This window comes from Peribacillus sp. TE19612 (genome assembly GCF_056279465.1).
This window is the reverse complement of the sequence record NZ_JBWCCL010000012.1, coordinates 104,456-119,146: the sequence shown is the minus strand read 5'-3', so window position 1 is coordinate 119,146 and position 14,691 is coordinate 104,456. Positions and strand designations below refer to the sequence as shown.

At 42.5% G+C, this 14,691-nt stretch carries 14 protein-coding genes; 2 read left to right on the top strand and 12 right to left on the bottom strand.

The window, feature by feature from the left end:
* The first annotated feature begins 83 nt into the window (after window positions 1–83).
* Window positions 84–359: a YtzH-like family protein gene (locus ACZ9AO_RS20290; RefSeq protein WP_034309293.1), complete on the top strand. Its 276-nt coding sequence runs from the start codon at window positions 84–86 to the stop codon at window positions 357–359.
* On the opposite strand, the gene ACZ9AO_RS20285 is transcribed toward ACZ9AO_RS20290, so the two are convergent.
* From ACZ9AO_RS20285 to ACZ9AO_RS20250, 8 genes are all read right to left on the bottom strand, one after another.
* On the bottom strand, window positions 360–1,142 hold the full coding sequence (locus tag ACZ9AO_RS20285) for a phosphotransferase family protein (RefSeq protein WP_048682303.1): 783 nt from the start codon (window positions 1,140–1,142) through the stop codon (window positions 360–362).
* 292 nt (window positions 1,143–1,434) lie between these two features.
* Complete coding sequence (locus tag ACZ9AO_RS20280) at window positions 1,435–2,466, bottom strand: diacylglycerol/lipid kinase family protein (protein WP_251539813.1); 1,032 nt, start codon at window positions 2,464–2,466, stop codon at window positions 1,435–1,437.
* Window positions 2,378–3,385, bottom strand: coding sequence for an NERD domain-containing protein (locus ACZ9AO_RS20275; protein WP_251539814.1), 1,008 nt, complete (start codon window positions 3,383–3,385; stop codon window positions 2,378–2,380). The genes ACZ9AO_RS20280 and ACZ9AO_RS20275 overlap by 89 nt, the downstream gene beginning before the upstream one ends.
* Window positions 3,386–3,404: 19 nt before the next feature.
* Entirely contained in the window at window positions 3,405–4,013 is a 609-nt protein-coding gene (gene thpR / locus ACZ9AO_RS20270) for an RNA 2',3'-cyclic phosphodiesterase (RefSeq protein WP_251539815.1), read from the bottom strand.
* A 183-nt stretch (window positions 4,014–4,196) separates the two neighbouring features.
* Complete coding sequence (locus ACZ9AO_RS20265) at window positions 4,197–5,435, bottom strand: Nramp family divalent metal transporter (protein ID WP_476110081.1); 1,239 nt, start codon at window positions 5,433–5,435, stop codon at window positions 4,197–4,199.
* Between the two features lie 214 nt (window positions 5,436–5,649).
* Window positions 5,650–6,504 (bottom strand): D-amino-acid transaminase, encoded by an 855-nt coding sequence (gene dat / locus ACZ9AO_RS20260; protein ID WP_476110079.1) that lies wholly within the window; start codon window positions 6,502–6,504, stop codon window positions 5,650–5,652.
* Window positions 6,505–6,525: 21 nt separating this feature from the next.
* Complete coding sequence (pepV, locus tag ACZ9AO_RS20255) at window positions 6,526–7,938, bottom strand: dipeptidase PepV (RefSeq protein ID WP_034309301.1); 1,413 nt, start codon at window positions 7,936–7,938, stop codon at window positions 6,526–6,528.
* Between the two features lie 156 nt (window positions 7,939–8,094).
* Window positions 8,095–9,429, bottom strand: coding sequence for an MATE family efflux transporter (locus ACZ9AO_RS20250; RefSeq protein ID WP_251539818.1), 1,335 nt, complete (start codon window positions 9,427–9,429; stop codon window positions 8,095–8,097).
* 442 nt (window positions 9,430–9,871) lie between these two features.
* On the opposite strand from ACZ9AO_RS20250, the gene ACZ9AO_RS20245 reads away from it, so the two are divergent.
* On the top strand, window positions 9,872–10,606 hold the full coding sequence (locus ACZ9AO_RS20245) for an SDR family NAD(P)-dependent oxidoreductase (protein WP_476110077.1): 735 nt from the start codon (window positions 9,872–9,874) through the stop codon (window positions 10,604–10,606).
* A gap of 85 nt (window positions 10,607–10,691) precedes the next feature.
* Here ACZ9AO_RS20245 and ACZ9AO_RS20240 read toward each other — a convergent pair whose 3' ends face one another.
* From ACZ9AO_RS20240 to ACZ9AO_RS20225, 4 genes are all read right to left on the bottom strand, one after another.
* Entirely contained in the window at window positions 10,692–11,177 is a 486-nt protein-coding gene (locus ACZ9AO_RS20240) for a DedA family protein (RefSeq protein WP_251539819.1), read from the bottom strand.
* Window positions 11,178–11,423: 246 nt separating this feature from the next.
* The gene (gene lepB, locus ACZ9AO_RS20235) at window positions 11,424–11,975 is read right to left on the bottom strand and encodes a signal peptidase I (protein ID WP_251539820.1); all 552 of its coding nucleotides are present in this window, start codon (window positions 11,973–11,975) and stop codon (window positions 11,424–11,426) included.
* Between the two features lie 94 nt (window positions 11,976–12,069).
* The gene (locus tag ACZ9AO_RS20230) at window positions 12,070–12,453 is read right to left on the bottom strand and encodes a DnaJ family domain-containing protein (protein ID WP_251539821.1); all 384 of its coding nucleotides are present in this window, start codon (window positions 12,451–12,453) and stop codon (window positions 12,070–12,072) included.
* A gap of 178 nt (window positions 12,454–12,631) precedes the next feature.
* On the bottom strand, window positions 12,632–14,512 hold the full coding sequence (locus ACZ9AO_RS20225) for an immunoglobulin-like domain-containing protein (protein ID WP_476110074.1): 1,881 nt from the start codon (window positions 14,510–14,512) through the stop codon (window positions 12,632–12,634).
* Window positions 14,513–14,691 lie beyond the last annotated feature (179 nt).

The window sequence follows — 14,691 nt, the reverse complement described above, 5'->3', positions numbered from 1 at the left end:
AAACACACCATAAATAAGTGAAGGGCAGGCGAGTACCACCTGGGAATCCCTTGAATCCATGTTTAAGAAAGGAGAGGTATTATATGCCGCTTTCCCATGAACACCAAATGTCACTATTGAAAGATATATTGACCAACCATCAAACAGACTGCTGCGGATCCGTTTCTGAATGTGAACAGGTTGAAAGGCTCGTCAAATCCTTAATGATCAATATGGAAATTGACAGCAATGTGAAAACGATACTGACGGAGATTTACGAATACAGCCAGACGGGCATCGGTACCGCCGATTTAGATGCACATATTTCAACCCACCAGAACGACCTGTCCCAGTGGGTGGATGATATAGATCAATTCTGATCAGCTGAACATCAATAACGCTTCCAGTTTTTGCAGTAATTCATTTCTTTCCTCGTACCGCTTCCTGCGATGATGCCATTGGATGGAAAGCACAAGTTGTGAAACCGTGTGCCATTTCATCCTCATCTCCAGGCCTGCGTCAAGCTTCTTGCCGTAACGGGCAAGCCATTGATTCCATTCTTCCCTCGGGACATATGAATAAAGGAGTATGCCGAGGTCAATGGCCGGATCGCCTATGACCGCTCCGTCCCAATCAATCAGGAACAATCCGTCCGTTTCTGTCATGAGCCAATTATTGTGGTTCACATCACAATGACAGACGACTTTTTCGTCGCATTCAATCAACAGGAGATTGTTCTGTAAAAAATGGATGGCCTGTTTGATAATCGGAATGTCCGTAACATCCGAAGATAACCCGGTTTCTATGTCTGTAAGTATACTTTCAGGTCGTAAAGGGGATTTCCCAAGCCTTTTGAGCATGCTTAACAAAGGATCGGATTGATGAATTTTTTGAAGCAGCTTTGCGACTCTTATATTGTTCATTTCCTGCTGAGATAGCTCCCTGCCTTCCATCCAATGCTGGGCCGTAATTACATCCCCATTTTCCAGGCGTTTTGTCCACATTAACTTTGGAACAATGCCCTCAGCTGAAAGAACAGCTAAAAATGGCGATGAATTTCGTTTAAGGAAGAGCTTCTGCCCCTCTTTCTCGGCAATAAAGGCTTCTCCCGTAGCTCCTCCAGCAGGGGATATATCCCACTCCTGACCTAATAAATGTTCCAACTGGTTCACCTTCGATTTCCTCGCTTAATCATACAAATGTGGGTACGTTCACCTAGTGTATGTATTACCACTACTTTGAGTCCATGTTTTATAAAAAATCCGCCTGCTGGCGAAGCTGCATATATACTTGCATCGGGATGATACCCGCAATTAAAAACATCCTCATTTTAGAGAAATAAAAAAATAGCTATTGAGCAATTAAACAATAGCCATAAATTAAATTTTAGTTGAAAAACGGTTTCTTCGTCAAGTACTATAAAACGATTATACGCATAAAACAAAAACAAATAAATCATTTCATATTTTTGTATCGGTTATCAGCCTGTAACATGACGCGCAATTTCTCTTTCAGAACCACTGCAGCTACTTCGTTCCTACCAACAATTTCCCCATCAGACTGGATTTTCACTGACCCTTCATTCTTCATTTTTATCATTTTACCGGAAAAAGAATCAACATTTTTAATGTTCAGGTGACCGCCCCATAAAACGGTGATGAAGACGGTCAATAATTTCAACAAAGGAATATCATGGACCGCAATCACGTTCAACCTGCCATCATCCAGCTTCGACATCGGTGAAATTTTCATCCCACCGCCAAAATAGGACTGGTTCGCAATAACGATGAACCAAACCTTTTTCAAAAGATGCCGGTCTCCATCAATGATCAATTCCATGCAGCCGGGCTTGTAAGTCACTATCTTTTTTATAAAAATGAACAGATAAATTAATTTACCCGCTCTGATAAAATTAAACCATTTTTTCAGAGGGGAACGCTCCGCTTCATCGGAAATTTCAGCATCAATGCCCATTCCCAGGCTGTTCACGAAATACCCAATCTTGCCATTCGTCTCGAACTGTCCGATATCAATGGCACTAAAGGCATTATCCTGAAATAAAGAAAGAGCTTCTTCCACACTCTCGGTTTTTTGAATGCCCCTTACATAATCATTGCCGGATCCAGCCGCAAGGGATCCGATGATAGCGTGGGGGAAACCAATGGCGCCATTTATCATTTCATTAATCGTGCCATCTCCCCCAACAGCGATCATCCGGGTATCCTGCTTCGTCCCTGATAGGATCTCCTTCGTCAATCTTAGCGCATGCCCCTTTTCCCGTGTAAAAAACACCTCATGGGGAACAGCTTTTGATTGCAGTATTTTCTCGGCCTTTTTCCAAACCTTTAAACTCTCTCCATTTCCTGCCATTGGATTGACAATGAAATACACCGTTTCTTTAAGGTGCGGCATGCTGATTTCCATCCGTTTGGTTATACTCCGCTTCCCATTCAGGTCGCAGGCTGGATGTAGTTTGGCAATATTCAAGCAAAGCCTGTGCCCCTTTTAACTGCTGTGCCTTGAGCGGAGACGATATGGCCCGCATCCTTTCGAACCATTCCGGGAAGGTCCGTTTATCCAATATCGTAATATCATAAGGGGCTTCGGGATAATCGACATATCCATTCCGGGATAAAATCACCTTTTTAATCGGCATGTTCACTCCATATAGCTCAAATAACTGGGAGACGATGTTCGTCATCCGATTTGCACCAAGCAAAGGATTGAGCACTTTTTTATCAGGATGCTTATGATGCCTGCGGACCCAGAATCGTTCACTTGACCCGATGAAAGCAGCGTCTTCTTCCGCTTCCAGAAACGTGATGCACCAAGCATCAACCGGGGTCAATAAAATGACTTCGACTTCAACAGGCGCATTTTTCAAAAGAAAGATAGGTTTATATAATACGAGAAACGTATCCGGAAAACGCTGCAGAAAAAAGCGGAGCCTCTCATCCAAAAAGAATGATTGATCCACAAATGACTTTTCACGAAGCGTCGAACTCCCCCATTTCATTTGAAAACGAAGCAATTGATTTAAAAAATTTTGCTTTAATTCATCGAGACTGGCCGGCCGGAACGGAAATCTTAATGAAAAAACATTAGTATCTTCAATCTGGTTCGGCATCGGCAGTTCTTCCGCCTCTGACTCCTGTTTACCTGTCCGGCGGAATATGCCTTTCACCTTTTTAAACAGGCGCTTCGAATCTTCCTGAGGCGGATCAAGTTTGGCCTGTGTTTCACTTTCAGTATGTTCACTATACAACCGATCTAGCTCGCCCGCATTATAAGCAGCCTTCAATTTATCCCATTGCTGTTTTTTCAACCGTGCAAATTGTGTAGGATAACGATAAATATCCTGCTCATACCGGGAAATATAATCTTGCATCTTTATGAGCTGTGCCATTCGACCACCACCCATCTCTCTATTTTTGGAGGTTTATCGTGAAAATCTTCTCGTATGAAGGGGAAGCTCCAAGATGTGTTTGATATAACGCAACCTGATCTGCTTCAAAATGCTTATCCTGCACATTCGCCATCTGGCGAACACCCTCCAGAGAAAAGGGATTATCCCCCTCGAATTTTCTTGCCAGTGTAATATGAGGCTTAAACGGCTTTTTATCAAGTTCAAAACCCGCTTCGATACAGGAATTATAGACTTTCCTTTGAATGGAAAAAAGCCTTTCTTGCTGCTTGACGCCTGTCCAAAGAATCCTTGGACTGTCACTCTTGCCGAAACCGCCGATATTGCCGAGTTCCAAGCCGAATGAGGCCTCATTGGCAAGCACGCTTCCCACACGCCCCAAAGCATCCTCTTTCAATGTATCGGGAGCATTGCCCAAAAATGCCATCGTAATATGATAATCGGCTGGATGCAGCCATTTCTTAAATGGAAAGTCTGGCTTTAGTTGTTCCGTAACAGCATTTAAATAGGCCTTAATATCATCAGGCAATACTAAAGCAAAGAAAAAATGAGTATTCATGTTCATTTCCATTCCTTCCTGTTTTCCCTTTAATTTTACCATAATTCCCATTGCCTATACCCTTTCTTGGGCCTCCTAATCCCCACAGGAATATTCCCCAATCTACCATACTATGAAAAAAGCCCATGACGGATCATACGCAGTTCCTGGATGTATTTTTTTCAGCTCTGGGTCGATTATAGAAAAATACAGCAAAAAAGGACCAAAAATCGGTCCTCCCCTGCAATTTCCATGTTAGCTGAACAGTGTTTCGTAAAGCAGGAACAAGTTCAGTCCAATGATAAGTACAGCTATAAGCCAAGCGGCGCCCGAGGTGATTTTATGGTTGACCAGGCTGCCCATGATTTTTTTATTGCTTGTAAACATGATCAATGGCACTAAGGCAAACGCGATGCCAAACGAGAGTACAACTTGGCTCATCACAAGCGCTTTGGATGGATTCACTCCCCATAATATTATGAGCAGGGGCGGGACGGTAGTAATGACCCTTCTTAAATAAATCGGAATATGTCTTTTAATGAATCCTTGCATGACAACATCACCTGTCATTACACCAACGGCTGAGCTCGATAAACCGGCAAATAATAATCCTATTCCAAAGAACATCGCGACTGATGGTCCAAGCATGGCCCCGAATTGTTGATAGGCAACATCCAAGTCCTCCACTAGTGCTCCATTCTTATGAAATAGGGCAGCTGAAACGATGACCATGGCGGCATTGATCGCACCTGCAATCAACATGGCGATGACAATGTCAATTAGCTCAAAACGATAAATCCTTTTTCTTTCCAAATCGTTTACTCCGACTATCCTTCTTTGAGTCAAAGAGGAATGAAGGTATATCGCATGTGGCATAACGGTGGCTCCAAGCATGCCGGCCGATAGTAAAATGCTGTCCACTCCGTCGAATTTTGGAGTGAAGAGTCCTAAAACAACGGCTGAAGTGTCAGGTTTTGCATAAAAAACTTGAGCGCCAAAAGCTATCACAACGACAAATATCATGACCGTGATCAGGGCTTCGAATGTTCGATATCCCCTGCGCTGGATTTCCAGAATGGCAAAGGAACTAATCGCTGCTATGATTGCCGATGTGATCAACGGTAAGTCAAATAGTAAATAAATCCCTAGTGCGGCTCCTATGAATTCAGCTAGGTCGGTTGCCATTATAACGGCTTCAGCCTGAATCCATAATAAGAAAGATGTTTTTTTCGAAAATTTTTCCCTGCATAGCTCCGGAAGGTTCTTTCCAGTGGCTATCCCCAATTTAGCTGATAGTGATTGGATTAGCACAGCCATTAAATTGGAGGCGAAGATAACCCATAATAACGTATAGCCATATTTAGATCCGGCTGTAATATTAGTCGCATAATTCCCTGGATCAATATAGGCAACAGCTGCTATGAAGGCAGGCCCCAGATAGGGAAGCAGATTTTTTATTCCTCTCGAAGAAGATTGATGCAACACATCGGACATATCTATTTCTACTCCTTTTACACGTAACTCAAATTGTTGCAATAGGTAAACTTTTTAGGTTATTAGCAAGTATATTCCTGGTTTTTTAAAATGTCAAAAGAGAGGATTGCATATCGATGTAATTAACGTGATCGGGAATTCGGGGAAGGCCATCTCGCTTCCGGCTACACAGATAAAAAAACCCCCTTGCCATTAGTGGCAAAGGGGCATTCCTCTATTTAACGGAACCGCATTGCTTCTCGATTTCCTCGGAAAACAGTTTCTGCAGTCTTTGAGTTATCGGACCGGGTTCCCCGGCTGCAATCGATTGGCCATCGACATTAATGATGGGTGTCACTTCGACGCTAGTGCTTGTATAAAGAACTTCATCGGCTGCCATCATGTCCTCGACCGTGAAGGCTTCTTCGACATAGGGAATCCCATGATCAGCGCAAAGCTTCAGCATCACCTGACGGGTAATTCCATTCAGGATCAAGTTTGTGGCCGGATGCGTTTTAAGTTGACCATCCACCACGATTGAGACATTTGACGAACTTCCCTCCGTCACCGTACCATCACGATGCTGGATCGCTTCATCACAGCCGGCTTCCACCGCTTGCTGTTTAGCCATTATATTTCCCAGTAGATTTAAACTCTTGATATTACAGCGCAGCCAGCGTATATCGTCGGTGGTAACAGCATTGACCCCTGGCTTCATTTTGCCTGTATAAGGCATTTCCTTTGTATAGGCGACAAAGGCCGGTTCCACCTCTGCAGTTGGAAAAGAGTGTGTACGCGCAGATACTCCTCTTGTCAGCTGCATATAGACGATACCGTCCTTCAGTTGATTTTCAGCGATCAGCTCTTTCATGCGGGTTTTGATTTCCTCTACAGTAAAAGGAACTTTCATCTGAATCAACTTCGCACTGTCCATCAACCGGTTCAGATGCATATCCCCTGTAAATAATTCGCCATTATAAACCCGAATGACTTCATAGACGCCATCACCGAATTGATATCCCCTGTCTTCAATATCTACCTTTACTTCGGACCTGCTTTTAAGGTCGCCGTTAAAAATGATTTTTCCCATGTCTTTCTCCCTCTTTGCCTCTTATTTAGCCAATTCATGAATGGCACGTGCATAAATGGACGTAGCCTTAAGCATATCCTCAATATCAATATATTCATCTTTCTGATGCGCAATGTCTTCGCTGCCTGGGAAAAGCGGGCCAAATGCAACGCCTTCTTTCAATGAACGGGCATATGTGCCGCCGCCAATCGAAAGAAGCTCGGCTTTATCACCTGTCTCCGCTTCATACACTTCCTGCAACGTCTTGATCAAGAAGCTTTCACTGTCCACATAATGCGGAGTTGAATGCGAATTGGTCTTCACTTTCAAATTATATGCCGCAAGCCTTTCTTCCAGCGCCGCCTTTTGCTGTTCCCACTCAAACGTGACCGGATAACGCATGCTGAAGCCGATCGAGCTGTCGCCTTGTTTAGAATAATTGAAAACGCCGGCATTGATCGTCAATTCTCCTGTTTGCTCATCCGAATACGCCACACCTAAATTATTTCCGCGGGAATCTTCGAACAAACGATCCTTGATGAAAGTGAAGTAGGCTTTCGCATGCGGATCAAGAGTGAGATCAGCTAAAAATACGGCTAAATGCAGACCTGCATTTCTTCCGTTGTTCGGCTCCATCGCGTGTGCCGAAACACCATTCATTTCAAGCAGCACTTGATTTTTTTGCGGAACGGCTTGCCCCTCCAATGAGTACTTTTGCAAATAATCCTGATAGTTTGCAGCCACTTCAGCAGTGTTGTCCGTTTCCACAATAGCCGTCGCAAAATCCGGTACCATATTCGTCCTTCGACCTGAAGAAAACTCGATGACATTCACATCTGAGTTCGTGCCATTTCCTGCATCGGCAGGATGGATAACCGAGAAATCCCATATTCCTTTTTCCGCACTGATGATCGGGAAGTCAGCATCTGGTGCGAAGCCGATCGAAGGCATTTCCTCCACTTCAAAGTACCGGTCAACGCAGCGCCAGTTCGATTCTTCATCGGTTCCAATGATCATCCTTACACGTTTGTTCAAAGGTTCTCCTAGCTCCCGGACCAGCTTCATCGCATGATAGGCAGCCATAGTCGGCCCTTTATCATCGATTGCCCCACGGGCATATATGCGGCCATTGCGGATTTCAGCACCAAACGGATCCGAACTCCAGCCATCTCCCTCTGGTACCACGTCGACATGGCATAAAATCCCGATTAACTCCTCGCCTTCCCCCATTTCGATATGACCAGCGACATTATCGACATTTTTCACAGTAAAACCGTCTTTTTCGCCTAATTGAAGCATGAAATCAAGCGCTTCCTTCACCCCTTTACCGAGTGGGGCCTCCTCTGTCGGGTGTTCTTCATCAAGTACACTTTTTATTTTCAATAAGTTTTGTGTGTCAAGCAATAAGTCCATTTTCCGTTTTTCAACTTCTTCTCGCCAATTCAATTCACTCAAAATATGACAACTCCTCTTTTATATATATTTTTCATTTTATCACTTTTACTACCACATTCGCCAAGCCTTGCTACCTATTCTTCGTATTCCCGCATTATTGCTAACATCAAACTACCGATAAAATTCCTTACAAAAATAAAAAAACACCCTCTTTTATTAAAAAGAGGATGATTTCATTAGACTATCATTCATTAACACTGTTACTTTTCTGTTCAGTCTTGGGATATATAATGCTAAAAACAAAGAACGTCCTAAACTGAAAGCCAGGAATGCAAGCCATAAACCATGATTGCCATGATTGCTGACTGCTGCGTATTGGACTATTAAAAAAGCCATCAGTGCCAGAAGCATAGAGTTCCTTACTGGAACGGCTTCAGTCGCACCGGTAAACACTCCATAAAAAATGAGTCCGATAAAGGCACTGAATGGGAATAGGACTATCCAAAGTCCATATTCATGGGCCAATTCGATGACGCCGGGAATATCCGTGAATAAGAGAATGACCTCATCGCTGAAAAGATAGTAAGATGCGGCAAGTATGAACGAGGCATACAAGCCCCACCGCGCCGATAGTGAGAGTGTTTTTTTATAAAGGTTTATATCTCTCGAACCAATCGCCTTCCCGACCAGAAGGCTTGACGCGTTCGCGAAGCCATCAAAGCAATAGGCCATCAGATAATGGATTTGAATGAGTACGGCATTGGCCGCAAGGGTCTCTGTCCCGAAAGTCGCTCCCTTGGCCGTAAAAAGATTGAAAACCGTGATCAGGCAAATGGTCCTGATGAATAAATCCCTGTTGACCACCATCATTTTTTTCAGGGAAGCCCGATCGAACCCCTCCCGGAATGAAAAAGATTCCGGTACGTTAACCGCTTTCCGGATGACCCACAAGCCCAGTAAAAAAGCGGAAATCTCTGATATCAGTGAAGCGGCAGCAACCCCTGATACAGACCATGAAAAACCATTAACGAAAACGAGGCATAAGATTATATTCATCACGTTCATGAAAACTTGAATGAACAAAGACGTTTTTATCCTCGATTTCCCGATTAACCAGCCTAAGATGACATAATTCAATAGAGCAAAAGGAGCGCCCCATATCCTGATGCCAAAATAATCTGCGGCAAAGGCGGAAACGTCCGATTCCGGACCGATTGCGCCTAACGATACATTCAAAATGGGCTTTTGGATCACGATAAAAAGCAGACCGATGATCGCTGCAATGAAAAAAGGCCGAATCAAGGCCATCAGGGTTTGCTTTTCATCCCTTGCCCCTTCCGCTTGTGCAGCGAAGGCAGATGTACTGACCCGAAGAAAACCAAAAAGCCAATACATCGTATTAAAAATTATCGTTCCGACAGCCACCCCGCCAATATAAGCGGGATCACTCAACTTTCCAACCACAGCCGTATCGACCGCACCGAGCAAGGGCGTACTCATCGTCGAAATCGTAAGCGGGATGGCCAAGGAAAGATATACTCTGTTATTCATAAAATGATGACCTCCTATGTACATAAAAGTTCTGAAAAGTTAGAAATGGAATGTCGTTATAAAAATTTGTATTCAAAGTACAAAAAGATTGCAGTATTCAATTTTAATCACTAGAATTGTACATATGGTGCTCCCCAACATGCAAGAGATGCCTCTACAAGATTACTTATGGAACGTTTTAAATAGAACGGGTAAAAGCCATTTAAATATGCCTAATTTACGTATCAAAATTTAAAGATTGAAAGATTGATATCGCTTTCAACCCGCAGGGGTTATGGGAAGTCCATTTTTATCCAGCAAGAAAAAGGCATTTCGCAAGCCGGAAAATAAAATGCTTGACGGATTCCTGAAGGAGTTATAGTATTGCTCGTTGATAATATAACTTTTGAACTATGCTTGAACATATATTCATCGTTATAACAACTAATTGGGAGTGATCATGATGGGAAGATTGACTGATAAAGTAGCCATTATCACTGGCGGAGCATCTGGTATGGGCAGGGAAATGGTAGACCTATTCAAAAAAGAAGGAGCTCAAGTCATTGCTGCCGATATCAATGAAAAAGCTGTAGCTGCCGTAAATGAACTGGATAACGTCCATGGAACTGTACTTGATGTATCTTCAGACGAAAGCTGGAAAAAGGTGACGGATGAAGTTATCGCTAAATTTGGCAAAATCGACATTTTGGTAAACAATGCCGGCATCTCAACGGAAAAAGGCATTAACGATACGACTTTGGCCGATTGGCAGCTAATGTTAGGCATCAATGGATTCGGACCATTCCTTGGAATGAAACACGTTGTTCCTCACATGGCTAAAGAAGGGAAAGGCGCAGTTGTAAACATTTCTTCCTTTACTGCTCAAATCGGAATGGGCTTAAACTCTTATTCAGCTTCAAAAGGTGCCGTCCGTGCTATTTCCAAGGCTGCCGCAACGCAATATGGCCGCATGGGCGTCCGTGTCAATGCCGTATTCCCTGGTATCATCGAAACACCGATGACTCAAAAATTAGAAGAATCAAAAGAGTTAGTGAACCAAATGATCAAGGCTACTCCATTACAACGTTTGGGTCAGCCGGCGGATATTGCAAATGCCGTGCTTTATCTAGCATCCGATGAAGCTTCATACGTAACTGGTGCCGAGCTTGTCATCGACGGCGGATACTCCGCTCAATAATAAAAGCAGAATGGAAAATCCCGTTTCTAATACTCAGAAACGGGATTTTCTGATTCAATAAAGAAATTTTGTAAGTTGTAATGAGTTAAGTTAACACACCGATGAAATAGCCAAAAGTCGTAAATACCAAACACCAGCTGAATGCCCCTGCTCCTGCAAAGATAAAATACTTTCGTTTCCCCATTCCATTCATACCGGAAATGTAACTGGCGAAGTGACGGACTCCTGGAATGAAATAGGCTATGATAATCGTCCATGGACCGTATTTATTGAACCATTTCTCCAATTTTTCCAACCTCGCGGGGGTCATTTTGATCCACTTACCATACTTCCTCAAAAAAGGCTTCCCCACCTTTTTCCCGATGAAATAACTGACAAGCATCCCGGATATCGAGCCAAGGAAACTGACAAGGAATGCTCCCTGGACATTCAAAACGGAAATGGATGACAAATAGCCGACAAATGTCATCATGAACTCATCAGGTACCGGCAAGCCAATAATCCCAATGGCCAACAATCCATATATCGCAAAATAACCATAGTTTGATATTAAATCTTTTACTATATCCATCTAAAGTACTCCATCTCAGCACCCTTTATTAAAGTAATCCATTTTCTTAGGCGGGCCTGGGTAACGTGATTACTTCTTTTTAATAGGATAACCTAATTTAACCCAAATGAGTTGATTTTCACAAAAAAATAGAAAAAAAAGAAGAATGGACACGTTTTTTGTTGAAATACCTGTATGACAGTTTCCTCTTTACGGATGAAAATCGGCAACAATAAAAGCGGACTCGATACCTGAGTCCGCTTCTTCTTATTTCACAATCTTTATTTCATTGATCGGCCAATACACTAGATTCGCCTTGCCCACGATTTCATCGACGGATATCGTGCCAATTTCACGGCTATCCAAACTATTTTGGCGATTGTCCCCCATAAGGAACAACTGGTCTTCCGGCACTGTCATGCTGCCTGTAATATCTTCGAGCTTGAAGGATTCAGTCAGCGGCATACCTGATGCCATCTGATTCTTATATTTGTCCAAGTATGGTTCTTCATAAGCCTTCCCATTAATATAAAGCGTATCGTCTTTATATTCAATATGGTCACCTGGCAGACCGATAACCCTTTTTATATAATCTTTATCTACCGTTGCATGAAAAACGACAATATCAAACCGGTCTATATTATCGATATTCGTTCCAAACTTGGTAAGAACAATTCTTTCGTGGTCTTGCAGAGTCGGCATCATTGACTCACCGTCCACGACAATCGGTGCAAAAATATACGTTCGAATTAAAAAAGCTAGAATGACTGCAATCAATATCGCTTTTATCCATGAAAAAACTTCTTTTCTTTTTTCCAATCGAAGTCCCTCTCTCTGTTTTTTATTCATGCCATTATAACATAATCCTTTCATGATCACTTCATACAAATACCCACATTTTACACATTATCATTTACTTCCATTTTTCATACTGGATTTCGATGCTTTCCCACTCTATTTCCCTGCGCTGCATTTGGGTTGGACAAATCGCATTATATGTACGGACTTTCTCATTTATTTCATCCATTCGTTTCATCAATTCAGATTCAGTTCCATTCATTTTTTTCAATCGAACCAATTCGGCTAGCTCTTCCCGAATTTCTTTTTGCCATTTTATCCAAAGCGGTAGGAAGCCGGCATCCTTGGCCTTCGTCAAGAAGTTGTCATATATATTTCCCGACAGTGCCGACTCCGGAAGCGGTTTACCAAAGCCAGGATTATTCTTCAGCCCGCCTTCTCTTTCATATTCCTTAAAGATTTGATCCATCCAGTTCACATGCCCGTGTTCTTTGCCCATAAACAATCCCCTTTCAGATCACTCTTCATTACATGTTTTTACAATTATAACATTTTCATCAATATTCACTCCACCCTTGAAGACACTTTCTACTATTATATATGCCTATCTTTCAGCCAAACACATTCAGGCATCAAAAAAAAAGGATTCCCCTATTCAGGGAATCCTTTTTGGCCTTCTATTTAACGGTGATTTTCCTTTTTACTTCCGCCTTGTTCTTCGATTTATCCGTAACTGTGTAAGTCAATGTATAGGTGCCTTTTTTCTTCGTATTCACAGTCCCTGTTATTTTGATCTTACTTGTTAAGCTTCCATCAAGATTATCTTTTGCGGATACACCTGATTTAGTATTGAATGTCGAGTTATACGCAATGGATTTGCTCTTGGCACCGGAAATGACCGGCTTTGTGCTGTCTACCGTGATCTTTCTTGTGACAGTCGCAGTATTTTTCGATGAATCAATGATTGTATACTTTAATGTATACGTACCTTTTTTCTTTGTATTCACCGTACCTGTCACCTTTATTTTACTTGTCATGTTGCCATCCAGGTTATCTTTCGCAGATACGCCCGATTTAGGGCTGAATGTCGAATAATAGCCAACGGTTTTACTATTGGCTCCCGAGATGACTGGCTTGGTGCCATCTATCGTGATCTTTCTTGTGACCGTCGCCGCATTTTTCGATGAATCTGTGACCGTATACTTCAATGTATAGGTCCCCTTTTTCTTCGTATTGACTGTACCCGTCACTTTGATTTTACTTGTCAAATTTCCATCGGCATCATCCTTGGCACTCACGTTTGTTTTTGGATTGAATGAAGAATTAAGTTTGATGGTTTTGTTCCCGGCACCTGAAATCACAGGCTTGACTTGATCATGAACGGTTATTTTCCTTGTGACCTTGGAAACATTCCCAGCTTTGTCAGCTACCGTATAAGTCAAATTATAGGTGCCCACTTTCTTGGTATCGACCTTACCTTCAACGCGGATGACATTCGTTAAGTCACCATCTTTATCATCCTTCGCCTTTACGCCGGTTTTAGGATTGAAAGCTGAGTTGAATGGAATTGATTTACCGGCAGTCCCTGAAATCACAGGCTTATTCGTATCCTTGACAATCGATGGCCGATTGGAGATGTAAGCCGATGAAACATACCCCTTAATACTCTTATCTTCCGTTTGTACGGGATAAAAGACAAATTTATTTCCCTTAGATTCGTGATAGTCAAAATCCCCTGTGATGATCAAGCTTGTATTGGGCGGAACAGTTACTGCACCTGCCGTAGTGCTTATTTCTTTCCTGATATTCGCGCTCTCTGTCGTCACCACTTTGTCTCCTGCCCTGAACCAATAAACAGAGTCATGCGTTTGATCTGTCAAGGTGTATTCAAGATTTTTAAAGACGATATTTTCCTTGCTGTCCCGATCATATTGAAAGTCAGAAGTTTTGAATGGATATTTTGCCAGTTTCGTATCATTCAAATAACTTTGGTTTTCTATCTCAGCAAAAACTTCCTCTTGGTACGCATTCACATTTATTTTCCCGTTTTCCTGGTAAAGGGGACTGTTCACAGGTTTTGTCCCATTGTAAGCCATGACAGGGAAATACCAATTTTCGATGACCCTGCGTCCTGCACCTTTGATCTTGGGCAAATCCCTTCTTGAATACATGCCACTCAGGACCTCGACACCTGCCCCGATATTGTAGACTATATCATTTTCCAGCTTTTTCTGGTCATACCCACTTTTATTGGTAAGCTGCATTAGACCGATGCCGCCATCGTCGGATATAATCGGTTTACCATCCTCATTAAATTGCCTCCAATCCCCGTTTTCCTGCGTAGCCACCGCTTTTACCACTTCAGGGGGGATTTCAGCTTCTATTGCCGCATTCGTCAGTAAGCAGTTGATCTGCTTATGGGAAGGATTTTCATTGGGTTGAATCTCACCGAATGATGAACACGCATTGGTTATTCCAGACTCCGCAAAAGCCTGTCCATTGAACAAACCAAACGTTAAACAGGTCAGTGCCCCAATCTTCATTAAAGGTATCTTCATCGATCGAACTCCAGTCTATTTATATTTAAATCTATAATAATAGTAACATGATAGACTGGTGATTTCAGGTATAATAAGGTATTTTCTCCTAAAATATCCTTACAGCATAAAAGGAGCTTACCCGCATTATCGGGAAAGCTCCTTTGTTTTCAAATCACAAAACTATGTATGATGCCGGA